The 25,322-nt window shown below is 67.1% G+C and carries 24 protein-coding genes and 1 riboswitch; of the genes, 9 read left to right on the plus strand and 15 right to left on the minus strand.

What is annotated here, in order from left to right; genetic code table 11:
* Positions 1-3 precede the first annotated feature (3 nt).
* Positions 4-1,833, minus strand: a complete 1,830-nt coding sequence (ftsH, locus tag K1T73_RS11400) for an ATP-dependent zinc metalloprotease FtsH (RefSeq protein ID WP_220600822.1) — start codon at positions 1,831-1,833, stop codon at positions 4-6.
* Between the two features lie 325 nt (positions 1,834-2,158).
* Between ftsH and K1T73_RS11405 the strand changes: the two genes are divergently transcribed.
* From K1T73_RS11405 to K1T73_RS11430, 6 genes are all read left to right on the plus strand, one after another.
* The gene (locus K1T73_RS11405; protein ID WP_220600823.1) at positions 2,159-2,605 is read left to right on the plus strand and encodes an Hsp20/alpha crystallin family protein; all 447 of its coding nucleotides are present in this window, start codon (positions 2,159-2,161) and stop codon (positions 2,603-2,605) included.
* Between the two features lie 27 nt (positions 2,606-2,632).
* Positions 2,633-3,034, plus strand: coding sequence for an Hsp20/alpha crystallin family protein (locus tag K1T73_RS11410; protein ID WP_220600824.1), 402 nt, complete (start codon positions 2,633-2,635; stop codon positions 3,032-3,034).
* 39 nt (positions 3,035-3,073) lie between these two features.
* On the plus strand, positions 3,074-3,553 hold the full coding sequence (locus tag K1T73_RS11415; RefSeq protein ID WP_220600825.1) for an Hsp20/alpha crystallin family protein: 480 nt from the start codon (positions 3,074-3,076) through the stop codon (positions 3,551-3,553).
* A gap of 113 nt (positions 3,554-3,666) precedes the next feature.
* A complete protein-coding gene (locus tag K1T73_RS11420; protein WP_220600826.1) occupies positions 3,667-6,504 on the plus strand; it encodes an ATP-dependent Clp protease ATP-binding subunit in 2,838 nt (945 codons plus the stop codon).
* Positions 6,505-6,518: 14 nt separating this feature from the next.
* Positions 6,519-7,139 (plus strand): HdeD family acid-resistance protein, encoded by a 621-nt coding sequence (locus tag K1T73_RS11425; RefSeq protein WP_220600827.1) that lies wholly within the window; start codon positions 6,519-6,521, stop codon positions 7,137-7,139.
* 15 nt (positions 7,140-7,154) lie between these two features.
* The gene (locus K1T73_RS11430; protein ID WP_220600828.1) at positions 7,155-7,682 is read left to right on the plus strand and encodes an NADH dehydrogenase ubiquinone Fe-S protein 4; all 528 of its coding nucleotides are present in this window, start codon (positions 7,155-7,157) and stop codon (positions 7,680-7,682) included.
* Positions 7,683-7,706: 24 nt separating this feature from the next.
* On the opposite strand, the gene K1T73_RS11435 is transcribed toward K1T73_RS11430, so the two are convergent.
* From K1T73_RS11435 to K1T73_RS11450, 4 genes are all read right to left on the minus strand, one after another.
* Positions 7,707-8,234, minus strand: coding sequence for an HdeD family acid-resistance protein (locus K1T73_RS11435; protein WP_220600829.1), 528 nt, complete (start codon positions 8,232-8,234; stop codon positions 7,707-7,709).
* A 182-nt stretch (positions 8,235-8,416) separates the two neighbouring features.
* Positions 8,417-9,700 (minus strand): NAD(P)/FAD-dependent oxidoreductase, encoded by a 1,284-nt coding sequence (locus K1T73_RS11440; protein ID WP_220600830.1) that lies wholly within the window; start codon positions 9,698-9,700, stop codon positions 8,417-8,419.
* A gap of 170 nt (positions 9,701-9,870) precedes the next feature.
* Complete coding sequence (locus tag K1T73_RS11445) at positions 9,871-11,469, minus strand: ABC transporter substrate-binding protein (RefSeq protein ID WP_259400228.1); 1,599 nt, start codon at positions 11,467-11,469, stop codon at positions 9,871-9,873.
* A 43-nt stretch (positions 11,470-11,512) separates the two neighbouring features.
* Positions 11,513-12,454, minus strand: coding sequence for a dimethylarginine dimethylaminohydrolase family protein (locus K1T73_RS11450; protein WP_220600831.1), 942 nt, complete (start codon positions 12,452-12,454; stop codon positions 11,513-11,515).
* 116 nt (positions 12,455-12,570) lie between these two features.
* On the opposite strand from K1T73_RS11450, the gene K1T73_RS11455 reads away from it, so the two are divergent.
* Positions 12,571-13,482 carry a LysR substrate-binding domain-containing protein gene (locus tag K1T73_RS11455; protein WP_220600832.1) on the plus strand — a complete coding sequence of 304 codons (912 nt, stop codon included), beginning with the start codon at positions 12,571-12,573 and terminating at the stop codon, positions 13,480-13,482.
* Between the two features lie 15 nt (positions 13,483-13,497).
* On the opposite strand, the gene K1T73_RS11460 is transcribed toward K1T73_RS11455, so the two are convergent.
* The 10 genes from K1T73_RS11460 to K1T73_RS11505 form a co-directional block, all read right to left on the minus strand.
* Positions 13,498-14,364: an energy transducer TonB gene (locus K1T73_RS11460; RefSeq protein WP_220600833.1), complete on the minus strand. Its 867-nt coding sequence runs from the start codon at positions 14,362-14,364 to the stop codon at positions 13,498-13,500.
* 17 nt (positions 14,365-14,381) lie between these two features.
* The gene (locus K1T73_RS11465; protein WP_220600834.1) at positions 14,382-14,765 is read right to left on the minus strand and encodes a biopolymer transporter ExbD; all 384 of its coding nucleotides are present in this window, start codon (positions 14,763-14,765) and stop codon (positions 14,382-14,384) included.
* Between the two features lie 5 nt (positions 14,766-14,770).
* The gene (locus K1T73_RS11470; protein WP_220600835.1) at positions 14,771-15,148 is read right to left on the minus strand and encodes a biopolymer transporter ExbD; all 378 of its coding nucleotides are present in this window, start codon (positions 15,146-15,148) and stop codon (positions 14,771-14,773) included.
* Entirely contained in the window at positions 15,148-15,795 is a 648-nt protein-coding gene (locus K1T73_RS11475) for a MotA/TolQ/ExbB proton channel family protein (protein ID WP_220600836.1), read from the minus strand. Before K1T73_RS11475 ends, K1T73_RS11470 begins: the two co-directional genes overlap by 1 nt.
* Positions 15,786-16,487, minus strand: coding sequence for an adenosylcobinamide amidohydrolase (locus tag K1T73_RS11480; protein WP_220600837.1), 702 nt, complete (start codon positions 16,485-16,487; stop codon positions 15,786-15,788). Before K1T73_RS11480 ends, K1T73_RS11475 begins: the two co-directional genes overlap by 10 nt.
* Positions 16,484-17,242: an ABC transporter ATP-binding protein gene (locus K1T73_RS11485; protein ID WP_220600838.1), complete on the minus strand. Its 759-nt coding sequence runs from the start codon at positions 17,240-17,242 to the stop codon at positions 16,484-16,486. The genes K1T73_RS11480 and K1T73_RS11485 overlap by 4 nt, the downstream gene beginning before the upstream one ends.
* A complete protein-coding gene (locus K1T73_RS11490; protein ID WP_220600839.1) occupies positions 17,239-18,222 on the minus strand; it encodes an iron ABC transporter permease in 984 nt (327 codons plus the stop codon). The genes K1T73_RS11485 and K1T73_RS11490 overlap by 4 nt, the downstream gene beginning before the upstream one ends.
* Positions 18,219-19,079: an ABC transporter substrate-binding protein gene (locus K1T73_RS11495; protein WP_259400229.1), complete on the minus strand. Its 861-nt coding sequence runs from the start codon at positions 19,077-19,079 to the stop codon at positions 18,219-18,221. The genes K1T73_RS11490 and K1T73_RS11495 overlap by 4 nt, the downstream gene beginning before the upstream one ends.
* Positions 19,066-20,922, minus strand: a complete 1,857-nt coding sequence (locus K1T73_RS11500) for a TonB-dependent siderophore receptor (protein ID WP_220600840.1) — start codon at positions 20,920-20,922, stop codon at positions 19,066-19,068. The genes K1T73_RS11495 and K1T73_RS11500 overlap by 14 nt, the downstream gene beginning before the upstream one ends.
* A 139-nt stretch (positions 20,923-21,061) precedes the next feature.
* Positions 21,062-21,276: riboswitch (cobalamin riboswitch) on the minus strand.
* Between the two features lie 82 nt (positions 21,277-21,358).
* Positions 21,359-22,732 (minus strand): aspartate aminotransferase family protein, encoded by a 1,374-nt coding sequence (locus K1T73_RS11505; protein WP_220600841.1) that lies wholly within the window; start codon positions 22,730-22,732, stop codon positions 21,359-21,361.
* Positions 22,733-22,882: 150 nt separating this feature from the next.
* On the opposite strand from K1T73_RS11505, the gene K1T73_RS11510 reads away from it, so the two are divergent.
* Both K1T73_RS11510 and K1T73_RS11515 read left to right on the plus strand, forming a co-directional pair.
* Positions 22,883-24,208: an FAD-binding oxidoreductase gene (locus K1T73_RS11510; RefSeq protein ID WP_220600842.1), complete on the plus strand. Its 1,326-nt coding sequence runs from the start codon at positions 22,883-22,885 to the stop codon at positions 24,206-24,208.
* Positions 24,209-24,219: 11 nt separating this feature from the next.
* Positions 24,220-25,320 carry a mandelate racemase/muconate lactonizing enzyme family protein gene (locus K1T73_RS11515; RefSeq protein ID WP_220600843.1) on the plus strand — a complete coding sequence of 367 codons (1,101 nt, stop codon included), beginning with the start codon at positions 24,220-24,222 and terminating at the stop codon, positions 25,318-25,320.
* Positions 25,321-25,322: the final 2 nt, after the last annotated feature.

Here is a 25,322-nt window from a genome sequence, read left to right on the forward strand (position 1 = left end):
ACGTCACGCGGCCTCGGCCGGGCGCCGAACCTCGCCGGCGATGCGCTTCAGGTCGGCATCCTCCAGTGTTTCGCGTTCCAGCAACTCGGCGGCGCTGCGTTCCAGAAGGTCGCGGTTATCCTCCAGCAGCGTGAGGGTGCGGTCGAACACTGTCTCGATGACCTCCTTCACCGCCTCGTCCATCCGTTCCGCCGTGGCCTCGCTGTAGCGCCGGTTGAGCCAGGATCCCTGCTCCGACTGCCCCAGGAAATTCGGTCGGTCGCTATCATAACTCACATGCCCCAGGTCCGCGTCCATGCCGTAGCGCGCCACCATGGAGCGCGCGATATCGGTGGCACGCGCCAGATCGTCGGACGCCCCGGTGGAGAGATGATCATAGACGATCTTCTCGGCCGCGCGCCCGCCCAGCAGCACCGCGATCTTGTTCTCCAGCTCCTCGCGCGTCATCAGGTAGCGGTCCTCGGTCGGGCGCTGGATCGTGTAGCCGAGTGCGCCGATGCCGCGCGGAATGATCGAGACCTTGTGCACCTCGTCCACCCCCGGCAGCGCCATTCCGACGATGGCATGGCCCATCTCGTGATGCGCCACGATCTCGCGTTCACGGGGGTTCAGGCGGCGGTTCTTCTTTTCCAGCCCGGCGACGATGCGCTCCACCGCTTGCGTGAAATCCTGCATCTCGACGCTGTCCGCGCCCCGCCGCGTCGCCATCAGCGCCGCCTCGTTGACGAGGTTTGCCAGATCGGCTCCCGAGAACCCGGTGGTCAGCGCGGCGATCTGGTCGGGCTCGACACTATCGGCCACCTTGATCTTCTTCATGTGGACCTTGAGGATCTGGACCCGCCCGGCGCGGTCCGGCCGGTCGACCAGCACCTGCCTATCGAAGCGACCCGCCCGCAAGAGCGCCGGATCGAGGATCTCGGGCCGGTTGGTGGCCGCCAGCAGCACCACGCCCTCGGTCGGGTCAAAGCCGTCCAGTTCGGTCAGGAGCTGGTTCAGCGTCTGCTCGCGCTCGTCATGCCCGCCCGGATGCTGGCCCGCGCTGCGCGACCGGCCCAAGGCATCGAGCTCGTCCACGAAGATGATCGCCGGGGCCGCCTTGCGGGCCTGCTCGAAGAGGTCGCGCACCCGCGCGGCGCCGACGCCCACGAACATTTCCACGAATTCCGAGCCGGAGATGGAATAGAAGGGCACCCCCGCCTCCCCTGCCACGGCGCGCGCCAGCAGCGTCTTGCCGGTGCCCGGCGGACCGACCAGCAGCACGCCTTTCGGCATCCGCGCGCCAAGCCCGCCATACCCCTCAGGGTCCTTCAGGAACTCCACGATCTCCTCGAGTTCCTGCTTGGCCTCGTCCACCCCGGCCACGTCCTCGAAGCTCACCCTGGTGTCGCTCTCCACGTAGATCTTCGCCTTGCTCTTGCCGATCGACATGAAGCCGCCCATGCCCTGTTTCTCGGCAAACTTGCGGATGAAGAAGATCCAGATTCCCACGAAGACGAGCGCCGGCAGCACCCAGGACAGAAGCGTCGTAAGCCAGGTATTCTCGACCGCGCCGGTATAGGTGATGTCGGCCGCCTCCAGCCGTTCGATCATGTCGGCGGGCACGGTCGTGGTCACGAAGCCGGTCTTGCCATCCTGCGGTTCCGCGAAGGTGCCGTTGATCCGGTCGCTGCCGATCACCACCTCCTCGATCACGCCCTCGTCCAGATATGTCTCGAACTGGCTGTAGGGAATCGCCGCGATGGTCTGGGTCTGAACCCATGCATCGCGCAGCAGGACCACGCCCAGGATCGCGAGCAGGATATACCAGAAATTTATCTGAGTTTTCTTGTCCATAACGCCCACGCCGCGCCTCACGATACCCTTGCATATTATCGCTCACCGACCTCTTGACAAGATCGTGAGGTCTTCCCACCTCAGTATTGCGGGATGCCGCTTCAGGGTCCCGGAGATGGTGGCAAGAACCGTGGGCGTGCAGATGCAGCGTTTCGGTCCCGTCATCGACCGCAAGGTGCCGATGCTGGCCTTGCGCCTCGAAACACGTGGTCGCCGCGCGTCTTCGTGACGGATCGCCAACGATCCCCTCCCTCAGCGTCAGTCCCGCACCCGTCCGCGCCGTTGCGCGGGCACTCACATGCTGACCAACGAGAGGAGGAAGATGATGCTCAACTACGGACTTTCCGGACAACACTGGGATCCCTTTGCCGAGCTACGGCAACTCCAGTCCCAGATGAACCGCCTTTTCGAAGGCGGTGAGCGCAGGCAGCGTCAGAACGACGGCTCCTGGCCACCGGTCAACCTCTGGATGGGCGACGACAGCGTGGTCGTCACCGCCGAGATGCCGGGCCTCGCGAAGGACGATATCGACCTGACCGTGCGCGAAAACACCCTGATCATCGCTGGCAAACGCAGCGCCGCGACCGAGGACGAGGATGCCGCGTGGCATCGTCGTGAACGTCCTTGGGGCGAATTCTCGCGCTCCGTGCGCCTGCCGCTGCGCGTCGATCCCGACAAGGTCGAGGCGCGCGTGAAGAACGGCGTGCTCGAAGTCGAGATGGGCCGCCCCGACGCGGAACGGCCGCGCAAGATCAAGGTCAAGGCAAGCTGACAGCATGCCGAGAAAGGAGGAAAGACAATGGCAAACGAAGTGAAGAAAACCAGCGGCGACGTCGCCCGCACCGATGACCGGCAGAACGATCAGACCGGCCCGACCTTCCGTCCGGCCACCGACATCTTCGAGAAGGATGACGTGGTGACGCTTGCTATCGACATGCCGGGCGTCGATCCGGGCAGCGTCGATGTTTCGGTCGAGAACCGCTCGCTGACCGTGCGCGGCACGATCGACGCGCCCGCACCCGAAGGATATCGGCGCATCTATGCCGAATACGGTCCCGGTACGTTCGAGCGGGCGTTCAGCCTGCCCGACACCATCGACGCGGATGGCATCGAGGCCAATCACAAGAACGGCGTGCTGACGCTGACCCTCAAGAAAAGCGAAGCCGCCAAACCCAAGCAGATCAAGGTCAAGGCCGCGTGACGCGGCCCCGACCGACCACAGCAAAGGAGGAAAAGAGCAATGGCATTCAGTGATCTCATCCCCTGGGGCCGGGACCGGAACCAGGTCTCCGACCGGCGCCGTGACGACGACAACCCGATGGTCTCGCTTCAACGCGACCTCAACCGCGTGTTCGAGGATTTCTGGGGCCGCTTCGACAGCCCCTTCGGCAGCATGAGCACCGGCCCGCGCACCGACATCTCGGAGACCGACGATGCGATGCAGGTCGCGGTCGATCTGCCCGGCCTCGACGAGAAGGACATCGAAGTCAACGTCACCGACGACATGCTGACCATCCGCGGCGAGCGCGAGGAGAAATCCGACAAGGACGGCTTCACGTCGCAATCGCGGCGCAGCTTCCACCGGATGATCCCGGTGCCGCCCGGCGTCGATGCGGACAAGGCCGAGGCCGAGTTCAAGCGCGGCGTGCTGACCGTGACGCTGCCCAAGACAGAAGAGGCCAAGGCCCGCGTCAAGCGCATCGACGTGAAATCCGGCTGACCCTGGTGCGGGCGTCTCCCGGCCCGCATCCTTTCCCACGGCGGGGAACCAAACCCGCCATTCATTTGTCAATTCCCCGAAAGCCCGACATCGCGTCAAGGAGGACCCAAATCATGGCAAACGGTATCTGTGACATCTGCAAGCGCCGCCCGGCGACCTTCCGGGCGCAGGTCTCGGTCAATGGAGAGCGCCAGGTCATGGAGCTTTGCGACGAGGACTACCGCAAGCTGGCGCGTCAGCAGCGGCGGGCAAGCTCCCCGCTGGAATCGCTTTTCGGCGGCGGGTCGCTCTTTGACGAGTTCTTCGGCGACAGCCCCCTTGGTGGCATGGGCCGCCGCCCGGGCGGCGACGCGGGCGAGACCACCCGCATTCCCGTCACCAGCGGTAGCCGCCGCGGGCGTGGCGGCACCAGCATCGCCGACCGCCTAAGCGAACAGGGCAACAAGCTCCTGCAGGAGGCCGCGCAGAAGGCGGGCGAGTTGGGCCGCGCCGAGGTGGATACCGAACATCTGCTGTTCGCGCTTTGTCACAGCGACGTGGTCAAGACGCTGCTGGAGCAGGTCAAGATCGACGTGGACGACCTGCGCCGCCAGATCGACAAAGAAGCACCGCGCGGCGAGGCGTCGGGCGAGGGCGAGATCGGTGTCAGCCCGCGTCTGAAGGACGCGCTCAACCGCGCCTTCGTCGCCTCGAACGAGCTGGGTCATTCCTACGTGGGCCCCGAACACCTGCTGATCGGCCTCGCCGAGGAAGGTGAGGGCCTGGCCGCCGACATCCTGCGCAAGCTGGGCTTGACGCCGCAAGCGCTGCGCCAGCAGGTGACCCGCGTCGTCGGCCACGGCGCCGAGGAAGGCCGCGTGGAAAGCCCTTCGAACACGCCGGATCTCGACGAATTCTCGCGCGATCTGACCAAGCTCGCACGCGACGGCAAGCTCGATCCGGTGATCGGCCGGGCGCGCGAGATCGAGACCACGATCGAGGTGCTGGCCCGGCGCAAGAAGAACAACCCGGTGCTGATCGGCGAGCCGGGCGTCGGCAAGACCGCGATCATCGAGGGGCTGGCGCAGCGCATCGTCGCGGGCGAGGTGCCGGAAGCCTTGCGCGACAAGCGGCTGGTGGAGCTGAACATCAACTCCATGGTCGCCGGCTCCAAGTATCGCGGCGAGTTCGAGGAGCGCATCCAGAAGGTGTTGAAGGAGATCGAGGCCAACAAGGACGACCTCGTTCTCTTCATCGACGAGTTGCACACCATCATGGGCGCGGGCCAGGGCGGCGGCGAAGGCGGGCTCGATGTGGCCAACACCTTCAAGCCGGCTCTGGCGCGGGGCGAGCTGAACCTGATCGGCGCGACCACGCTCAACGAATACCAGAAGCATATCGAGAAGGATGCCGCTCTCGAACGGCGGTTCCAGCCGGTCTATGTCGAGGAACCGAGCGTGGCGCAGACTATCATGATCCTGCGCGGCCTGCGCGACACGCTCGAATCGCACCACAAGGTCACGATCACCGACGAGGCCATCGTGGCCGCGGCGGAACTCAGCGACCGCTACGTCACGGGCCGCTTCATGCCTGACAAGGCCATCGACCTGATCGATCAGGCCGCCGCGCGGGTCAAGATTTCCGCCACCGCGCGGCCCGTCGACGTGCAGGAACTGGAAGCCGAGGTGAAGCAGATCCAGCGCGAGCAGGATTACGCCGCCGCGCGCAAGCAATTCGATCGCGCCGGCGAGTTGAAGCAGGAGCTCGAGGAGAAGCAGGGCCAGCTCGACGCGCTGCTCGAGACCTGGAAGCGCGACCGTGCCTCGGCCAGCGCCGAGGTCCGCACCGATCACATCGCGCAGATTGTCTCGAAGCTGACCGGCATCCCCGTGACCGATCTGACCACCGAGGAACGCGAGAAGCTGCTCAAGCTCGAGGACGAGCTGCACGAGCGCGTCATCGGCCAGGACGAGGCGATCAACTCGGTGGCCGACGCGGTGCGGCTGGCCCGCGCGGGCCTGCGCGAAGGCTCTGCCCCCACGGCGACCTTCCTGTTCCTCGGCCCCACCGGGGTCGGCAAGACGGAACTGGCCAAGGCGCTGGCTGAAACCGTGTATGGCGACGAGGACGCGATGATCCGCATCGACATGTCGGAATACGGCGAACGCCACGCCGTCGCGCGGCTGGTGGGCGCGCCGCCGGGCTATGTCGGCTATGACGAGGGCGGGCAACTGACCGAACGGGTGCGGCGCCGACCCTATTCGGTGGTGCTGCTGGACGAGATCGAGAAGGCGCATGCGGATGTCTACAACATCCTCTTGCAGGTCTTCGACGATGGCCGCCTGACCGACGGCAAGGGGCGCGTGGTGGATTTCACCAACACGATCATCATCGCCACCTCGAACCTCGGGTCGGACATCATCCAGCGCAACCTCAAGAAGCGCGGGACCAAGGAGTTCGACGAGGCCAAGCAGCGCGGTGAACTGATGGAGGTGTTGCGCGGTCATTTCCGGCCCGAGTTCATCAACCGGATCGACGAGATCATCGTGTTCCATTCGCTCAACCGCTCGGAAATCCGGCGGATCGTGGGCCTGCAACTGGACCGTGTGGCGCGCACCGCGCTGACGCAGGGCGTGGAACTGGAGTTCGAAGACTCCGTCACCGATCATTTCGCCGCCGTGGGCTTCCAGCCCGAATACGGCGCTCGCGAATTGCGGCGCCTGATCCGGTCGGAACTGGAAACCGAGCTGGCCCGCGCCATGCTGGGCGGTTCGGTCGAGGATGGCGACCGCGTGCGCGTCGCTTGGTCGGCGGACGATCAGAAGATCACCTTCGAGAAGCTCGAGACGGAAGCTCCGACAGAGGCCGACGATACATCCCAAGAGCCGAAGCGCGACGAGGACGAGAGCGGCGCGGACGAGGCCGGATCGGATGCGCCGGACGACGCCGAGGCGAAAGATGAGGAAGAGTGAGAGAGGAACGGAAAATGACCGATGTTACGAACAAGGTGGCGGGCTTCTGCTCGCTCAGCAAGAACTGGTGGGCCTTCGTCCTCAGGGGCATTCTGGCCCTCATCATCGCCGGACTGGCCTGGTTCCTGCCGGCCGAATCCGTGCTTGCCCTGACGCTCGTCTTCGGCGCCTTCGCCTTTGCCGATGGCGTGTTCGGGCTGATCGCGGCGGTGCGGCAGATGCGCGAGGGCGAACGCTGGGGCTGGCTATCGGTCAGCGGCGTGCTGGGCATCCTGACCGGCATCGTGGTGCTGGTCATGCCGTTCCTCGCGAGCTTCGTGCTCGCGGTGTTCCTGTGGGCCAGCATCGCCTTCTGGTCGATCTTCTCCGGCGCCCTCGAGATCGCCACCGCGATCCGGCTCCGCAAGGAGATCGACGACGAGGTCTGGCTCGGGCTTGGCGGCCTGTTGTCCGTCGTGCTGGGTGCGCTGGTCCTGTGGTTCCTCTTCACCAGCCCGGCCACCGGCCTGCTTGCCCTTGGCTGGCTCCTGGCCCTCTACGCCGCGATTTTCGGCGTGACGATGATCCTTCTCGGGCTGAAACTCCGGCGCGCGAACGGTGACGAACCGGACGCCGGGCAGCCCGAGGCAAGCTGACGAAAGGAGGTTTCGATGTTCGACAGACGTGGACATAACCGGCCCCCGTTCCGGCCCAGAATTCCGGGCACCGATCTGCGCGCGGCTGACGTGCCGGTCGCGATCATCTACCGGCCCGCGCGCGATCCGATGCAATCGGGGCCGCGCCCCCGCCACTGGATACTGGAGTTCGAGCCAGCCGCGCCCGCGTCGGTGGAGCCTCTCATGGGTTGGACAGCGACGCGTGACCCCTACCGACCGATCCGCCTCAGCTTTCCCGATTGTCAAAGCGCAATCGACTATGCCGAGCGGAACGATTGGGACTACATCGTCCGCGACCGCACGGAGACCGCGACGCGCAGGCGGCCTGAACCGATCTTCGCGCGCGATATTCGCCTCGAGAATGCTCCCGTCCCCGCCCCCGCGGCGCGGAAGGACGACACCATCCCGGACGAGGTCGACCCCGTGATCCTCGCATCGCTCGAGTCGTTCCCCGCCTCGGATCCGCCGGCATGGATCGGCGCGACACTGGGCGGTCGCGATACTCCCCCCGCGGGGGAATAAGCGTTCCGGCGGCGGCGCGAAGGCTCAGCGGGTGGTGGCGCTGCCGCGCTGCGCCATCGACATGACAACCAGCGCCGCCCCGTTGGCGATCAGTTCGATCCCCAGCACCCGCCCCAGGTTGGCCGCGAGGAAGGCCGGGATGCCCGTGAAGACCACGGCGCCCAGAAGCAGCGAGACCACTCCGGCCCCGATGACGACCGGAAACAGCGGATCGTGGCGCAGCGGCCTCGCGAACCAGAGCTTTGCCGCCCCCGAGAACAACAGCAGGAGCCCCAGCAGATTGCGCAGCAACGATCCTTCCGCAAAGGATCCGAAAAGCAGCAGCAGCCCCATGACGAGCGCAGCCGCCGCCCCGAGGCCGGTGCCGATCCTGACCTTGACCCCGGTCGACTGCCACGCGGAATAGCCCTGCAACAGCCCGACGATCAGAAGCGCCCAGCCGGCAAGGGTCGTGGCGGCGATCGAGGCCGAGAGCGGGTTGAGCACCGCCAGGATGCCAGCGATCACTGACAGCACGCCGACCAGCATCCGTGTCATCGAATTCTTCATCATGGGATCTCCGCTTCGGTGATTGTTTCCGACCCGGCCAAGGATCGCGCGATGGATGCAAGGCTGTCCAAGCCAAACCGGACCGTCAGCAGCGGTCCAAACGATCATCCTGCCAAGCTCGCATGAAATCAACCCTGAGAGGTTCATCGCCTGAAGCCGTGGCGCACACTTGTCGGACAGATCGCTCAGCCGAAAACCTTCAGGCGGGGCGAAACGGCCTTTTCGAACACGTCCGCGATCATGTGCTCCGTTCCCTTGACCGGCCCCAGGATGCGGAACTGGTGCTGCCGGTAAAGCCCCCTGTAGGCCGCGCGTGCCAGCCGCCCGTTGATCATCAGGTCATCACTGAACCCCGTCTTGAACTTCGCCACGCTCCCCCCTTCGGCCAAAGACAAAACCGTGCCCCTGTTGCGATACTCGAACGGCTCCGGCGCCGCACCGCCCAGCCAGGCCGGGATCGTGCGCGACAGGTGGGCAGCCTGTTCGCTCGCGGCCTGCGCAGTCGGCGGTGCGGGGCTCTCCTCGATCACCGCGCAATCGCCCAGGGCGAACACCGCCTCGGACGCCTTGCTCTGAAGGCTCCGACGGACGAGCCATTGCCGTTTGTCATTCGTGGGCAGCGCCCCGATCCGGCTCGCGATCTCCGGTCCCACCGTGCCGGTGGTCCACACCGTGAGGTCCGAGGCGTGCGTCGCGCCGTCCTCGGTCTCTACCGCTCCGGGCGTCACCCGGCTCACCTGCGCGGCCGTCACGATCCGCACCCCCTGCCCTTCCAGCCGCTGACGGATGTTCGCGCGCACGTCATCGGCCATTCCCGGCATGATACCGTCCATCGCCTCGAGCATGGTCACGCGCACTTCGGGCAGATCCCGGCGCGGCGCGACGGTGTTGCATTGATGCCCCTCGACCAGGTGCGAGGCAAGCTCCACCCCCGTCGCTCCCGACCCGGCGATCACCACGTCGAAAGCCGCACTATCACCACGCGCCACGCGCGCCAGCAGCCCGCGCGAAAGCGTCTTGAAAATCCGCCCCGCATCGACAAGATCATCGAGCCGGAACGCGTGCTCGGCCACGCCCTCGACCCCGAGATCGGGCGTCACGCCACCCACTGCCAGCACGAGCGCCTGGAACCCGATCGATTCCGCCGGCGCGATCTCGTGGCCATCCTCGTCGCAGACGGGCGCGAGGCGGACCATCCGGGCGTCGGGCAGCACGTCGAGGAGCTCACCCTGGCGGAAGGCGAACCCCCATTGTTCGGCGAGCGTGGCGTAGGAAATCTCGTCGACCTGGCCCGGTCCGTGTCCCGCGGCCACCTCGTGCAGACGCGGCTTCCAGACATGGCAGGCGTGACGATCCACCAGCAGGACGTCCCGCCCCTGCCCCCGCGCCAATGCCGTGGCAAGCTCGAGCCCCCCGGCGCCGCCCCCGACAATCACGATCGAATGGGTTCTCAGACGCGCCGCGCTCATGTCTCACGGCCTCGGAACGTGACTGGGCGGGATGGGTCGGTCATGGGCGGCTCCTGTGGGACGTGACACTCACATCGCCAACGGAAACACCGCGCCAATCGTTCCGGGCACGCAAAAAGGAGCGCGGCCCGCGAAGGCCCGCGCCCCGATTCACCCGGCAGATGTGCGACCTAGGTGAACCACCACCGCTCGATGCAGCGCTCACCGTCCATGTCCCAGTTCGACGCGAAGCTTTCGGGCAGACCCACCCGGTCGCGCGTCCCGAAGACATAGGAGGCAAACATCGGCGCGATGAGACCGCCATCGTCGCTCAGGATCTCCTGCATCTCGTAATACATTTCACGCCGCTTCTCGGTGTCGAGCTCGGCCCGCGCCTTGACGAGCAATTCGTCGAACCGTTCGTTCGACCACCGGGTCCCGTTCCACGGAACACCGCTCTTGTAGGCGGTGGCGAACATCAGGTCCTCGACCGGCCGCCCGCTCCAGTAGACGGCGACGAATGGCTTCACGTTCCATGTATCGGTCCAGTAGCCATCGTTGGGCACCCTGACGGGCAGGATGTTGAGGCCGGTGCCCTTCGCGGAGTTCTGGTAGAGCGTGGCGGCATCCACCGCCCCGGCGAACGCCGCGTCCGAGGCGAGAAGCTCGATGTCCACGCTGTCATAACCGGCTTTCTTCAGATGATGCCGCGCCTTGTCGGGATCGTATTCGCGCTGCGGCATCTCCTTGTTGAAGAACCGCTGACCCTGCCCGATCGGGTGGTCATTGCCCACGACGCCGTAGCCGAAGAGGATCTTGTCCACGAGTTCCTGCCGGTTGATCGCGTATTTCAGCGCAAGCCGCAGGTCGCGATCCGTGAAGGGATCCTTCGTGACCATCATCTCGAACGTGTAATGCTGCGTGCCCGGCACCGAGTGGACATTGACGCCCTGCGCCTGCCTGATCCGCTCCACGGTCTTGAGGTCGAGCCTGTCGATGGCATCGAAATCGCCCGTCTGAAGCCCCGTCGTGCGCGCGTTGGTGTCGGTGACCGAAAGAAGCTCGGCCGAGTCGAAGAAGGCGCGATTCCCGAGATCCCAGTGGTTCTCGTTGCGCGACAGGTCGGCGCGCACGCCTGGTTCGAAATTGTCGAGCTTGTAGGCCCCGGCCCCGATCCCGGTGGTCCAGTCCACCGCGCCATCCTCGGACATGCCGATGGGAATGTGATAGTCGCTGAGCGTGAAGGGGAAATCAGCGTTCCCGCTTTCAAGCTCGAAGACCACCCGGCGGTCGCCATCGGCGCGGATGTCGGTGAGCGCGGCCAGCAGCGGCTTCGCCGCCGAGGTTGAATCCTCACCCCGGTGATGGTTGATCGAGGCAATCACGTCCTCGGGCAACACGTCCTTGCCATTGTGAAAGGTCGCACCCTCCCGCAGATCGAAAACCCACGTCGCGCCGTCGTCCGAGGCTTCCCAGCCTTCGGCGAGCCCCGGCTCGAGGCTCCCGTCGCGGCCCACCTCGGTCATGTAGCCGTGGAAGGTCTGCAGAAGGTTCACCATGTAGCCGTTCTCGGCGGTGCCGGGGTTCATCGTGTCGGTCGTCTGACCGTGCCCCTTGCCCAGGCGAAACGTGCCGCCGCGCTTGGGTGCGGCCGCATGGGCGCGGTCCGCGATGCCCGTCGCGGTCGCCGCCGCCATGCCCGTCGCCAAGAGCGACCGCATGAAGCTCCGACGGCTCATCCCGCCCGCCATGAAGCGCGCGCGCAGCTCGTTGATCTTCTCATCTTTCATGTTCGTTCTCCCTGTTTCTTCTTGGTTGTCGTCCGTCGGGGTCCTACCCCGCGTCACGGCGCAGCGATTGCGCCATGCAGTGAATGCCGCCGCCCATCATCGTGAACATGTCCATCTCGGGGTCGTAGACCCTGAACCCGTTGGTCCGAAGCTTCGCGATCAGGTCCGTGCTCGCCGCCGGAGCCAGCACCCGGTCATTGCCGAGCGACATCACGTTGCAGCCAAGCGCCATCGTGTCGCGGAATCCCACGGGGATGATCTCGACCCCCTTGGAGCGCAGCCAGTCCGTCACATGATCAGGCGTCGTCTCAAGGCAGACTGCAGCACATTTCGGTGCGATCATGCAGACCATCAGGTCGATATGGACGTAGTAGGGATCGATGTAGGCGTAATGCACCTCCCACCCCTCGCGCTCGACCCAGGCGCCGATCTGGCGGGCCGAGACTTCCTCGCAGCGCAGGCCGGTATAGCCGATCAGCACCGCGCCCGGCTCGATGATGTGGAAATCTCCACCTTCGAAATTCCCGGCGCTCACCATGTCGTAGACCGGGATGCCAGCGCCGAGATAGAAGCGGAGCGCCGCCGAATACTCGCCGCGCCGCCGTGGGTTCGCCATCTGCGTGATGACCGCGCCCCAGGGCGTCATGAAGCTCGAGTCGCGCGCATAGACGCCGTAGCGCAGATGCTCGTCCGCCGGCAGCGTATGGATCCGAACGCCCGCCTCCTCGTAGGCGTCGCACATCTCGCGATACTGCCGGACGGCGGCCTGGTGATCCCACGCGCGCCCCGTCTGCGCCGTTTCGCGATAGATTGAGCTGAAGGCCACGTTGTCCATGTGTCCGAAGGTCTCCACCGGGCCCAGAAGCACATCGCGAAGAAGACCGTATTCGCTGTCGATGCCCCAGTCGGCCAGCGGCGCGGTGCCACCTTCCTCCTTGCGGGCGCGGAGCGGCGTATCTGCGGAAATGGTCTTGTCCTTCGGCATGGCGGCGATCCCTCTGATCGGTTGGCAGGTGTCGCTCGATCGTATCAGCAAGGAAATCTTGTTCATAACGAGTAATTCTGTTGTGATTGGCGAGTTCACTTCATGAAGGACGCAGGATGATGAAGATCGGCGACACCTGGGTTTCGCTCAACGCTCTTCAGTCGTTCGAGGCGGCAGCCCGGCACCAGCACATGGCCCGCGCCGCTGAAGAGCTGGGTGTCACGCAAAGCGCGGTCAGCCATCAGGTCCGCGCGCTCGAGACGGCGCTTGCCCTCCCTCTTTTCGACAGGCGGGGGCGCCGGATCATCCTCAATCCCTCGGGCGAGCGCCTGCTGCGCGCCATCCAGTCGGGGTTCGACGAAATCGCCACCACGGCGCTTTCGCTCACCGCAGATGCATTCTCGGGCACGCTGTCGATCGCGGTGCCGGTCTCGCTTACCGTGGAATGGCTCGGGCCCAAGCTGGCCGAGTTTCTCAAGCGTTTTCCCAACCTGTCGCTTCGGTGCAGCTATACCGAACGGACGATGACGGTCCTGCCATCCGAGATCGACCTCGCCATCGTGTTCGCCGCCCACAGCTTTCCGGGGCACCGTGTCACACCCTTCATCCGCACCGAGATATTCCCCGTCTGCGCGCCCGACCTGGCGCGCGATGCGCTGCCGCTCGATCCCGCGATTCTTCGGCGGGCGACGATCATACACGAGGACGACGGCGCGCTCTGGTCGCGCTGGTTCGCAAGCCGTGGTCTCGAACAGGTCCGGCCCGCCCGTGACATCCATGCAGGGTCGTATCATGACGCCGTGGCCCTGGCGCGCGAGGGCGTGGGTTTCGCCCTGTCGGACTGGTTCCTGGGCGGGCGCGCGCTCGGCTCCGGCGGTCTGGTTCAGGCCTTCGGGCCGGACGTGATGGATTACCACGGATATTACATCATCACCCGTGGCGCCCAGGAACCCGACAGCGCGGCGAGCGCGCTTGCAGCCTGGCTCACGCGGGCCGCGGCGCAGGAAACGCTCGCGACAAAAGGCTAGGGCGTCCGGTTCGGTTCAACCGCGCTGGAACGCGATGGGCAGGTTGAAGGAGTAGCTCGGTTGCGTCAGGCCGTTCGGCGCAGCCGGATAGCGGGTGCGGCGCACCGCGTCGACGGCCGCCCGGTCGAGCGCCGCATCGCCCGACGACTGCGTGACGCTGACCCCCAGAAGCCGGCCTTGGCGCGACACGGTGATGCGCAGTTTCGTGGTGCCCGAGGCGGCCGCGCCGCGCGGATAGCGCTTGCGCCGTTCCACCCCGTGACGGATCGCCCCGCCCCACTGCGCCATCAGCGTCTGGCGTTGCGATTGCGACAGGACCGGCGCCGAGGCGGTCTGTGCCGTCCCGCTGCCCGCCCCGTTGTTGCGCCCCGAGGAGGTCTGCGCATTGGTGGCCGTCCGCGCGCGCGTAACGGTGCTTTCATCGTTGCGATCGGGCTTGGCCCTGCCGGGCCCCGACTCCGGTGCCGCGACGCGCCTTTCGGGCCGGGCCTCGGGGCGCAGCGAGGTCAGCGGCGCATGCGAGAGCGGCCGCGCGATGCTTTCGGTGTCCGTCATCGGCGCATCATCGGCTTCAGCCGGTGCATCGGTCAGCGCGGGCGCGGCGGGACGCGTGGGCGACTTCTCCGGCGCCGGGTGCGACGGGATGCTGACCTCCAGATCATCGGCTTGCGGCATCGCGGGCGGCTCGACCATCGCGACCGTGGCGGCCACGTCCGGCGGCGCGCTCCACCTCTCGACCAGCGCGCCCACCTGCCCCGTCGCGGCGGCAAGTGTCACGGCCGCTTCGCCCGCGTCGCCCGCGGGTGGCGTGCCCGCCCCGGCACCGGCGTGCCACGCCCAGGCCCCGAGATGCGCGGCCACGGCGAGGCCTCCGAATGTCATGATCTCCGCGGCACGCATCACTCGGCCCTCGTCACAAGGTGCAGATCGTCGTAGCCGAGCGCCCCGAGCCGTGCAAGCACACGCGCGAGCGTGGCGGCTGGCAGCCCGCCATCGACCGCGAGCGTGAGCCCGCCCTCGCCGGCCCCCGGACCGCCCAGCGTATCCCACACCGCCTCGTCCCGCGCCTGCGCGAGCGCCAGTTGCCCGTCCCGCGCGATGTAGAGAACCCGCTCGCCCTCCGCGGCGCCGTCGGAACTGGCCTCGGGTGGCGTCACGTCGAAGGGTGGCGGCGCGGCGATCTGCGCGCTCATCAGGAAGAAGATCAGCAGCAGGAAGACAACGTTGATCATCGGGAGCGCCGGTTCCGACGCCTTCCTGGCCCTGGGAAGCGAGAAATCCATATCTTCTACTCCGCCAGCACGAGATTGACGAAACCCGCCGCCGCGAGCCTTTCGATGACCCGCGTCAGACGCTGCACATCGGCCCCGTCCTCGGGGCGCAGGACGATGATGTCCTCGGGCGTCTCGGTAAGATCGACGATCGCCGCGACGAGCTTTGCCTCTGCCTGCTCCACGCCGTTGAGACGCAGCCCGTCCGGCAAGACGGTCACGAGCCGAGGCGGCCCCGCGTAATCACCCGCTCCACCGCCCCCGGCCAGCGGCAACGCCATGTCACGCCCGAACTGGGCGGCCAGCATGAAGAAGACAAGCAGCAGGAACACCACGTCGATAAGCGGTGTGAGACCGGGACGCCGGCGCGGGCGGTATGCGGCGAAGATGAACATCAGGCCGTGTCACCCGGCTCCGCGAGATCGGGGGCGGTGAAGATGCGGGTGGCCGCGTCCTCCATGTCGGCCTGCGCACGATCGATCACGCTTTCGAACCAGCTCAGCGCGATGGAGGCGGGGATCGCCACGGCCATCCCCGCCGCCGTGGTCAGCAGCGCCTCCCAGATGCCGCCGGCCAGGATCGCGGGATCCGCGCGGTTGCCGCTTTCCTGCAAGGCCTGGAAGGCATCGATCATTCCCAGAACGGTGCCGAGAAGCCCAACCAGCGGCGCAATCGTCGCGATCAGTTCGAGCGCCCGCAGGCCGCTGCGCGCCTCGCCCAGGATCGCCTTCGCCTCGCGCGTTGTCTCCTCCCGCGCGGCCGGTTCCGGCAGGCGTCCGCTCCTCCGGTTCCGCATCGCCGCACCGGCCAGACGCGCCCGGAGGCCGCGCCGGCCCTCGAGCGTCGCCACGGCCTCGTCCCGGCGCCCGGCCTGCCAGAGATCGACAGCCCGCGCCGTCGCCTGCCCGGCCCAGGCCCCGCTCCGCAAGAGGCGCCAGGTCTTCCACAGGATGAGCGCGAGCGTCACCACCGAAAGCACCGCGATCAGCCAGAGCGCCGGGCCACCCCGTTGCAGGAATTCCAGAAGTCCCGTCATGTCCATCGCGATCCGCTCCCCGTCTGCTTCCCCGCGGCCTCGCCGACCCGAGGCACCGGGCGCATCCTCGCCATCCAGTCGCGCGCACCGCCCAGCACGGCCTCGTGGACCGCGCGGCCCACCGCTTCCCCGATCTCGGTATGGAGCCCGGCATAGGCCAACTCGCCCTCGGGTGCCGCGACGGCCACGCAATCGGTGCCGGTCCCGGTCGCCCGGCCCGCCGCCAGCGGCAGATCGGCCTCCATCACGGCGGCGGTCCGTGCTTCGACCGCGATGCTCATCGCTTCGAGACGCGCCGCGTCGGTGAGCCCCTGATCGAGGCGCAGCGCCACGTTGATCGTTCCCCAGTCGGTGCCGGTCCGGTCTTCCCGGCATCCGACCCGCTCGGCGTTCGACAGGCCCACCGTCGCCACCACGTCGGCGCGGGCCGCGCCGACCGTGGCGCTGGCCGTTCGGTAGCGGCGGACGTCGCGCGACGTGAGAAACGCCACCGCATCGGTGGCCGCCCGCGCCTCGAGCTCGGACGCGAACCAGCGCGTCACGTCGAGATCGAGCGGCAGGTCGGCATTGCGCACCTCGCGCCACAGGATCCGCCGCGCCTGCACCGCGCCGGGTCGGTTGATGGCCCAGCTCAGCACGCGCATCTCCTGCCCGAGATCGAATTCCAGCCACGGCCGGTCAAGCGTGACGCCCTTCATCGGATGACCTCCAGCGGTTGATAGACAGGCCCGGATTCGGTGCGCTCATACCACGCGGTGATCCCGAACACCTGCGCAAGGCGTTCCGGCGTCATGACTTCGCCCGGTGGCCCGTCTGACACCAGCGCCCCGTCGTTGAGCAGGAGAAGCCGCGTGCAGTGGCGCACCGCCAGCCCCAGGTCATGCAGCGACACGAGCGTCGAGCGGCCCCGCGCCGCAAGCTCGGCGAAGATCTCCATGGTCGCGATCTGATGCGCGGGATCAAGCCCCGCGATGGGTTCATCCGCCATCAGGAGCGGCGTGTCCTGCGCAAGCGCACGCGCGATCAGGACCCGTGCCTGCTCGCCCCCCGAAAGCTCGGTGGCGGGCCGGTCGCGCAGATCGTTCAGTTCCATCCGTGCCATCGCGTCATTCACCGCCGCGCGGTCGGCATCGCGCGGTCTCTGTCCCGACGGAAGATGCGGCAGGCGGCCCAGCGTGACCACCGTCTCGACCGTCACGGGCCAGGCGATCTCGCGCGCCTGCGGCATCCAGGCCACCGCGCGGGCGCGGGCGCGCGCATTCAGAACGGCGAGCGAGCTTTGCCCCTCATGACCCAGAAGCCCGAGCGCCGCGCGCATCAAGGTGGTCTTGCCCGCGCCGTTCGGCCCCACAAGGCCCACCAGTTCGCCCTCGCCGACGCGGAAACTCACGTCGCGCAACACGGCGCGTCCGCCGCGCGTCAGGCCAAGCCGCTCGAGGGTCAGAAGGCTCATATCCGCGCCCTCCGCGTCTTCACGACGAGATGAAGGAAAAGCGGCGCACCTATGATCGCGGTCAACACCCCGAGCTTCAGGTCGCGATCGGGCAGGACCACCCTGACCGCGATATCCGCCGCAAGCAGCATCGCCGCACCGCCCAGCGCCGAGGCCCACAGAAGCCGCGAGGGCCGTGCCCCGACGAGCGGCCGAAGCATGTGCGGCACCACCAGCCCCACGAAGCCGATCGCCCCCGCGACCGCGGTGCCCGCGCCCACCACGCAGGCCGTCCCGGCAATCAGCATGAGCCGCATCCGGCCCAGACGCACGCCCATGGCCTCCGCCGCGTCCTCACCCAGCGTGAGCGCGTCGAGGCCGCGCCCCAACCCCGCCAGGAGCGCGAAACCGATCGCCATGAAGGGCAGCACGATCCAGACATGCGTCATCGAACGATCGGCCAGCGACCCCATCATCCAGAAGACGATCTCGCTTGCCGCGAAGGGATTGGGCGAAAGGTTGAGCACAAGCGACGTGAGGGCGCCTGCAAGCGCTGAAATGGCGATCCCCGCCAATATGAGGGTCAGTGACGTGCCGCGCGGACCCGCCAGCGCGAGAATGAGCAGCACCCCCGCCAACGCCCCCGTCAGCGCGGCCAGCGGCAGGCCGAATGTCAAGCTCGCCGCCAGGCCCGTCTGCAACGCCAGGACCGCGCCGAAAGCCGCCGATCCCGAGATGCCGATAAGTCCCGGTTCGGCAAGGGGATTGCGCAGGTAGCCCTGCATCGCCGCGCCCGCCATGCCAAGGCTCGCCCCGATCAGGACCGCCAGGATCGCGCGCGGCAGGCGGATCTCCCGCATGATGAGCGGCAGCGGCCCGTCGCCCTGGCCCAGAAGCGCGCGCAGCCCCGCCACGGCATCCGCGCCCGCGGGGCCGATCAGCAGCGAGCCACCGAAAAGGACGGCCACCAGCGCCACGAGAGCGACCGACACCCGGCTCATTCCCGCTCTCCCGTCTCGCGCAGCAGCGCGCGCCGGACCTCGGCGAGTTCCTCGATCGCGCGCAGCACGAATGGCGTTCCGCACACCCAGTCGCCATCGGTCATGGCCGCCGCCCCGGTATCCTCGCGCATCCGCTGCACTACCGGGTGATTGAGGATGTCCTCGGACCGCGAGGCGCCGGGATACTTCCGCGAGGTGATGACGATATCGGGCTGCAGCGTCGCCAGCACCTCGAGCGGCATCCGCGCGCCCGAGGCATAGCCCGCCCGCACGGCCGCATTCTCGAACCCCGCGGCCTCGAGAACGTCCCCGGCCAGCGTCTGCCCTCCCAGCGTGTAGCCGTTGGCGTAGTAGAGCACGGCCTCGGGCCTCGGTCCCTCGGTCGCGCGCAGGAGAGCGAGCCGCGCCTCGAAATCGGCGATCAGCGTTTCCGCCGCGTCCTCGCGCCCCAGTGCCGCGCCCATCTGCCGGATGCGTTCCGGCACCTCGTCGAGGGCCTGCGCGGTCTTGAATATCTCGACCCTGACGCCGAGGCGGCGCAGCATGTCGACCGTGGCGGCATTCGTATATTGCCCCGCCAGCACGAGATCGGGCCGCATGAGATAGATTTCCTCGGCCAGCCCGTGATTGACGCGGTAGGCCCGCGCCTCCTCGACCATGGGCGAGACGAGCGGGTCATGCGCGATATCCGACACCGACAGAAGCTGTCCCTCGCCCGCCAGCATCATCGCAAGCTGATCGGTGCAGAGGTTCATCGACACGACACGCTCCGGCGGCGCATCGGATTGCGCCGCCTGCGCCGCGCCGATCGCGAGGATCAGCGCGGCGACCTGGGTTATGATGTCAGAAGGACGCACGCAGCCCCACGAAGGCGGTGCGGCCGGGTTGATTGAACCCACCCGCCGTCTCGTAATCCTCGTTAAAGAGGTTCTCGACGCGCAAATAGGCCTGGGCGCGGTCCGTGACCTCGTATGTCATGCCCACGCCCACCAGCGTGTAGTCGCCAACCTTGTGGCCCGCCGGTGCAAAGGGCGACGGCTCCACGTCCGCGACCCGGCGGAGGTCGATTTCGGCGCTGAACCGCGTGGTGAAATCGTTCCGCAGCCCGAGGACCAGATCGTGCTTGGGCGTCCGCGTCAGGCGCGCGCCGTTCGTTTCGGCATCGGTATAGGTGTAGTTGCCGTAGACCGTCGCGGTGTCCGTCAGCCCGTATTCCCCGGCCAGTTCAATCCCCTTGGCCGTCGTGGTGCCGGGGATCTGGTTGTAGCAGCCCGGAAACGGGTTGCCGCACGCGGTCGAGGCGCCGTCGAAATCTATCAGGTCGTCGATCTCGGTATAGAACAGCGTCGCTTCCACGAACCCCAGGTCGCCGAAGGTCTTTTCGACGCCCAGTTCGAAGCTGCGGCTTTCCTCCGGGCGCAGCGTGGCCACGCCGTATTGCCCGAAGCGCTCGTAGAGCGAGGGAGCGCGATAGCCGGTGCCGATGAGCGCGCGAATCGCGAGGTCATCGGCCGGGCGCCAGATCGCCGCGATACGGCCCGTCGTCTTGCCGCCGAAGGACGAATTGTCGTCGTGACGCAGCGCCGCCGAGATGTCGAAATCCGGCGTCACCTGGTGCAGAAGCTCGACATTGACGGCGGTGTTGTCCTCCGATCCCCGCGCCGCGGGGCTGGCGAAGGGCGACGTTCCGGGGGCCGTGGCATAGCTCTCCTCGGTGTATTCCACGCCACCGTTCAGCGTGGTCCGCGCCCCGAGCTCCGCGCTCAGGAGATACGCCAGCGTCTTGCGCTCGCCGTCAAAGGCAATGGTGAACGGGCTTTGCGGATCGTCCCGGTCGATCTCGTAATGCGCGTAGCTGAGCGTGTGGGTCACCGGTCCCGTTTCGAACTCCGCGAAGACGCGCGCTCCGATCTCCTCGCTCGAGATCAGGCCGGCGCTGTCGGTGCGCGACAGGTCGTATTCGGTATCGCCGTTGCGATAGAAGGCCGTCGCGCCCAGCTTGAGACTGTCCGAAACCGCGTAATCACCGTAAAGCACGACCATGTCCTGATCGAACCCGTCCTTCTCGGTGTCGCTCGACCGGTTGGAAATCCCGTCGGATTCGGTATGCGCATAGGTGAAGGCCAGTTGCCCGCGTTCGGTCTTGTGGCCAAGGTTGAGCGCGCCCTGGTAGGTTTCGTTGCTGCCCGCCTCGGTCAGGACCTCGCCCGAGAAGCCCAGTTTCTCGGGGCGATAGCTCGTCACGTCGATGAGCCCCGCGATGGCTTCCGAGCCGTAGAGCGCCGATTGCGACCCCTTCAGCACCTCGATCCGGTCCACGCTGAGGGGCGTGAGGCCGCCGAAGTTGAACTGGTTCTGCGTGCCCGAGGGGTCTGCCACGTCGATCCCGTTGTAACGCACGCTGACATAGCGCGCCGGAAGCCCGCGCACCTGCACCGTCGAAAGCGCGCCGAGCCCACCGTTCGACGTGGCGCTCACCCCCGGCAGCCGCGTGAGCCGCTGGATGACCGTGGTGTCGCGGCGGCTCAGGTTCTCGTCCTCGATCACCTCGACCGAGGCGCCGCTGCGCCCGGCCTCCACCGGGGTCAGGCTTCCCGACACGATGATCGTGTCGAGATCGAAAGCCTCCTGCGCCGTTGCCGCCTGAACGAGGGTGAGTGCCGATGTGCCCATGAGGGCCGCGATGGTGAAACGCGTCATGTCCCGTCTTCCTTTCCCGCCGCCGTTCTTCGGGCGACCGAGCCGTGTGAATGTCTGCGGAAAGGATGAATGGCCCCCGCAGACGGTGCGAATGCCACCACTACGGAAAGGTCCGTTGCCCATGACGCGCCCCGCGCCCGGACAGGGTGATCACCTCGGCAGGTCTCCTGACTTGCGGGTCGACGCTTGGCCGGGTCTTCCCACCGCGCCCTATCGCGCGGCAGTGACATGGTCCGGCTTCGCTCACCGCCTACAGTTGCGGGGGCAGTCGCGGAATTGGCCACCGGATCGGCGCCGCACCGCGTTCCCTATTACCCGGACATATGCGCCCGGACCGAAGCACCCCGGCTTTAGCGCGAGTCGGATCGCGTGGGAAGGGGGAAAGTCGATGGGTTGCGCGGCGATCTCGGAAAGATGCCGCGCAACACCGGGCGGATCAGCCCAGAACGGCCTCGACCGCGCGCACCGTTGCGGCGACCACGCGGTCCGCCTCGTCCTTCGTCAGGCAGAAGGGCGGCGCGAAGCCCAGGATGTCCCCCTGTGGCATGGCCCGCGCGATCACCTGGTCCTGCTCGAGCAGCTTCGCGGCGATCTGCGGCCCGATCTTCTGCGCGGGATCGAAGAACACGCGGTCGCCCTTGTCCTTCACGAACTCGACGGCGGCCAGCATCCCCTCCCCGCGAACGTCTCCCACATGGGCATGATCGCCAAGCGCGCGCTGCATCTCGGTGTTGAGATAGGTGCCCACCTCGCCCGCGTTCGCGACGAGATTCAATTCGTCGATGAGCCTGAGGTTCGCCACGCCCGCCGCCGCCCCGATGGGATGCGCCGAATAGGTCCAGCCGTGGCCGATGGGCCCGTTATCGTCCGTGCCCTGTTCCAGCACCTTCCAGACCTTGTCGCCCACGATCGACCCCGAAAGCGGCGCATAGGCCGAGGTGAGACCCTTGGCGATGGTGATGATGTCGGGCGCGATGCCGTAGTGATCCGACCCCATCATCGTGCCCAGTCGTCCGAAACCGGTGACGACCTCGTCGACGATGAGCAGGATATCGTGTTTCTTGAGGACCGACTGGATCGCGGCCCAGTAACCCTCGGGCGGCGGCACGATACCCCCGGTGCCCAGCACCGGCTCGCCGATGAAGGCGCCGATGGTGTCGGCACCTTCGCGCTCGATCAGCGCCTCGAGTTCGTTCACGCAATGCGCCACGAACTCCTCCTCGGTCTGGTCGAGATCGTCACGGCGGAAGTAATAGGGCGCCTCGGTGTGGATCACCTGTTCGACCGGCAGGTCGAATTTCTTGTGGAAAAGCTCCAGTCCCGTCAGCGACCCGGTCACGAGTCCCGATCCGTGATAGCCGCGCCAGCGCGAGATGATCTTCTTCTTCTCCGGCCGGCCGAGGATGTTGTTGTAATACCAGACCAGCTTGACATTCGTCTCGTTCGCGTCCGAGCCGCCAAGGCCGAAATAGACCTTCGACATGCCCTTGGGCGCGCGGTCGAGGATCATTTTCGCAAGCGTGATCGACGCCTCCGTGCCATGTCCCACATAGGAGTGGTAATAGGCCAGCTCGCGCGCCTGCGCCGCGATGGCATCGGCGATCTCCTCGCGGCCATAGCCCACGTTGACGCAATAGAGACCGGCAAAGGCGTCAAGGAATTTCGTGCCGTCGCGATCCTCGATATGCGACCCGCTCGCGGTGCGGATCACCCTCGCGGGGCTTTCGCCACGGGCGTGCTGGGCCAGGTGTGTCGAGGGGTGAAAGAACGCCTCGCGGTCCCATTGTTCCAGTTGATCGTTCCTGAGCATGCCACGTCCCTCCCTGTGACCGAGAATACCGCGTCAGCCGTAGCGGATTGCACGCGCCCCTTCCACCCCCCTTGCGGCCTCTCGCGCGGTGTTGCCAACCGCGCGCGGCGCTTCTAGCGTGCGCCGAACCACCCACCTTGCGAGGCCCCCATGAACGCCGAGACCCCTCCCCGATCCATCTGGCTGCCGGACTGGTCGGGCGCGCCCTACTGGCACGAGGACGCGCCACCCGAAGAGGCGACGACCGCCTCGCCTCCCGCATCCGTCGACGTGCTCATCGTCGGGTCGGGCTATACCGGGCTCAACGCCGCGATCGAAACGGCGGGCGGCGGGCGCGACACGCTGGTGCTCGACAAGGACGCGCCGGGGTTCGGATGCAGCACCCGCAACGGCGGCCAGATCGGTCACAGCATCAAGCCCGATCTCGAGACGCTCACCCGCCGCCACGGCGCCGCCCGCGCCGACGCGATCATGGGCGAAAGCCGCACCGCGCTCGACTGGATCGAGGAGCGGATCGACACGCTCGGCATCGATTGCGACTTCAGCCGCGTTGGCCGATTCCACGCCGCCCACTCCGCCGACAGCTACGAGGCTCTCGCTCGCGGCGCCGAACGCCTCACCAAGGCCCGCGGTGCCGAGGTCGAAGTCGTCCCGCGCGCCGAGCAGCGCCGCGAACTGGGCACCGACGCCTATCACGGCGGCGTGGTCTATCCGCGCGACGCGGGCCTCCACCCCGCGAAATACCATCTCGGCCTTCTTGCCGCCGCGCGCGCCGCAGGCGCCCGGGTGATCGGCCATTGCGCCGTCACGGGCCTTGAACGCACCGAAGGCGGCTACTCGGTCGCCACCGAACAAGGCACCGTCACGGCACGCGAGGTCATCGTCGCGACGAACGGCTATACCGGCCCGGTGACGCCCTGGCTGCGGCGGCGGGTCATTCCGATCGGCTCCTACATCATCGCGACCGAGGAGCTGCCGGCGGAACTCATGGACCGCCTTTTCCCCACCGACCGCGTGATCAGCGACACGCGCAAGGTCGTCTACTACTACCGCCCCTCGCCCGACCGCCGGCGCGTCCTGTTCGGCGGACGCGTCTCGGCATCCGAGACCGACCCCGCCATCAGCGGCCCACGCCTGCACGAGGACATGTGCGCGCTCTTCCCCGAACTGCGCGATACGCGCATCTCGCACTCGTGGCTGGGGCATGTTGCCTATACGTTCGACGAGCTGATGCATGTGGGTCAACGTGACGGCGTTCACTACGCGATGGGCTATTGCGGGACCGGCGTGTCGATGGCCTCCTACCTCGGGATGCGCATGGGCCAGAAAGTGCTGGGCGCGCCCGAAGGCCGCACCGCCTTCGACGACCTGCCTTTCCCCACGCGGCCCTTCTATACCGGCAACCCGTGGTTTCTTCCGCCCATGGTGGCGTGGTATCGCTGGCGCGACCGGATGCAACAGAACCGCAAGGCGTAATGGAGAGCCGCATGAAACTCACCAGGATCGAGACGTTCACCAACGAGTTCGTGGGCTTCGTGCGCGTCACGACCGAGGATGGCGCGCGCGGTTGGGGGCAGGTTTCGACCTATCACTCCGACATCACCTGCCAGGTCCTCCACCGGCAGGTGGCGCCCTGGGTGCTGGGCCAGGACACCGATGATCTCGACAACCTTCTGGATATCGTGACCGAACGCGAGCACAAGTTCCCGGGCTCCTATCTACGACGCGCCATGGGCGGGCTCGACACCGCCGTCTGGGACATGCGCGGCAAGCAGGCGGGCAAGCCGGTGGTCGAGCTGCTGGGTGGCACGCCCGGTCCGCTGCGCGCCTATGCCTCCTCGATGAAGCGCGACATCACCCCCGAGCAGGAGGTCGCGCGCATGCAGCGGCTGCGCGACGCGCATGGCTTCGACGCCTTCAAGGTGCGCGCGGGCGCCGAGGTCGGCCGCGACCGCGACGAATGGCCCGGCCGCACCGAGGAGATCATCCCCGCCATGCGCAAGGGCATGGGCGACGACGCCGCGCTCCTCATCGACGCCAACAGCTGCTATTCGCCCCCGCGTGCCATCGAGGTCGGCCGGATGCTCGAGGACAACGGCTTCTCGCATTTCGAGGAACCCTGCCCCTACTGGGAACTCGAGCAGACCAAGGAAGTGACCGATGCGCTCTCGATCGACGTGACGGGCGGCGAGCAGGATTGCGACCTGCCCACATGGCGGCGGATGATCGACATGCGCGCGGTGGACATCGTGCAGCCCGACATCCTCTACCTGGGCGGCATCTGCCGCACCCTGCGCGTGGCCCGCATGGCCGAGGCGGCGGGTCTCCCGGTAACGCCCCACTGTGCCAACCTGTCTCTGGTGACGCTCTTCACCATGCATCTCCTGCGGGCGCTGCCGAATGCGGGGAAATACCTGGAGTTCTCCATCGAGGGCGCCGATTACTACCCGTGGCAACAGGGCCTTTTCACCCACGATCCCTACGTCATCGAGGACGGGCAGGCCCGCGTTTCGGACGCACCGGGCTGGGGAATCGAGGTCGCGCCCGACTGGCTCTCGCGGGCGCATTACCAGGCAAGCGCACTCTGACC

It is taken from the genome of Roseovarius sp. SCSIO 43702 (assembly GCF_019599045.1).
Taxonomy (GTDB): domain Bacteria; phylum Pseudomonadota; class Alphaproteobacteria; order Rhodobacterales; family Rhodobacteraceae; genus Roseovarius.

Excerpts from the sequence above, each read along its gene's own strand:
- ftsH (WP_220600822.1), bottom strand. The coding sequence starts at position 1,833 with ATGGACAAGAAAACTCAGATAAATTTCTGGTATATCCTGCTCGCGATC.
- K1T73_RS11405 (WP_220600823.1), top strand. The coding sequence starts at position 2,159 with ATGCTCAACTACGGACTTTCCGGACAACACTGGGATCCCTTTGCCGAG.
- K1T73_RS11410 (WP_220600824.1), top strand. The coding sequence starts at position 2,633 with ATGGCAAACGAAGTGAAGAAAACCAGCGGCGACGTCGCCCGCACCGAT.
- K1T73_RS11415 (WP_220600825.1), top strand. The coding sequence starts at position 3,074 with ATGGCATTCAGTGATCTCATCCCCTGGGGCCGGGACCGGAACCAGGTC.
- K1T73_RS11420 (WP_220600826.1), top strand. The coding sequence starts at position 3,667 with ATGGCAAACGGTATCTGTGACATCTGCAAGCGCCGCCCGGCGACCTTC.
- K1T73_RS11425 (WP_220600827.1), top strand. The coding sequence starts at position 6,519 with ATGACCGATGTTACGAACAAGGTGGCGGGCTTCTGCTCGCTCAGCAAG.
- K1T73_RS11430 (WP_220600828.1), top strand. The coding sequence starts at position 7,155 with ATGTTCGACAGACGTGGACATAACCGGCCCCCGTTCCGGCCCAGAATT.
- K1T73_RS11435 (WP_220600829.1), bottom strand. The coding sequence starts at position 8,234 with ATGATGAAGAATTCGATGACACGGATGCTGGTCGGCGTGCTGTCAGTG.
- K1T73_RS11440 (WP_220600830.1), bottom strand. The coding sequence starts at position 9,700 with ATGAGCGCGGCGCGTCTGAGAACCCATTCGATCGTGATTGTCGGGGGC.
- K1T73_RS11445 (WP_259400228.1), bottom strand. The coding sequence starts at position 11,469 with ATGAAAGATGAGAAGATCAACGAGCTGCGCGCGCGCTTCATGGCGGGC.
- K1T73_RS11450 (WP_220600831.1), bottom strand. The coding sequence starts at position 12,454 with ATGCCGAAGGACAAGACCATTTCCGCAGATACGCCGCTCCGCGCCCGC.
- K1T73_RS11455 (WP_220600832.1), top strand. The coding sequence starts at position 12,571 with ATGATGAAGATCGGCGACACCTGGGTTTCGCTCAACGCTCTTCAGTCG.
- K1T73_RS11460 (WP_220600833.1), bottom strand. The coding sequence starts at position 14,364 with ATGACATTCGGAGGCCTCGCCGTGGCCGCGCATCTCGGGGCCTGGGCG.
- K1T73_RS11465 (WP_220600834.1), bottom strand. The coding sequence starts at position 14,765 with ATGGATTTCTCGCTTCCCAGGGCCAGGAAGGCGTCGGAACCGGCGCTC.
- K1T73_RS11470 (WP_220600835.1), bottom strand. The coding sequence starts at position 15,148 with ATGTTCATCTTCGCCGCATACCGCCCGCGCCGGCGTCCCGGTCTCACA.
- K1T73_RS11475 (WP_220600836.1), bottom strand. The coding sequence starts at position 15,795 with ATGGACATGACGGGACTTCTGGAATTCCTGCAACGGGGTGGCCCGGCG.
- K1T73_RS11480 (WP_220600837.1), bottom strand. The coding sequence starts at position 16,487 with ATGAAGGGCGTCACGCTTGACCGGCCGTGGCTGGAATTCGATCTCGGG.
- K1T73_RS11485 (WP_220600838.1), bottom strand. The coding sequence starts at position 17,242 with ATGAGCCTTCTGACCCTCGAGCGGCTTGGCCTGACGCGCGGCGGACGC.
- K1T73_RS11490 (WP_220600839.1), bottom strand. The coding sequence starts at position 18,222 with ATGAGCCGGGTGTCGGTCGCTCTCGTGGCGCTGGTGGCCGTCCTTTTC.
- K1T73_RS11500 (WP_220600840.1), bottom strand. The coding sequence starts at position 20,922 with ATGACGCGTTTCACCATCGCGGCCCTCATGGGCACATCGGCACTCACC.
- K1T73_RS11505 (WP_220600841.1), bottom strand. The coding sequence starts at position 22,732 with ATGCTCAGGAACGATCAACTGGAACAATGGGACCGCGAGGCGTTCTTT.
- K1T73_RS11510 (WP_220600842.1), top strand. The coding sequence starts at position 22,883 with ATGAACGCCGAGACCCCTCCCCGATCCATCTGGCTGCCGGACTGGTCG.
- K1T73_RS11515 (WP_220600843.1), top strand. The coding sequence starts at position 24,220 with ATGAAACTCACCAGGATCGAGACGTTCACCAACGAGTTCGTGGGCTTC.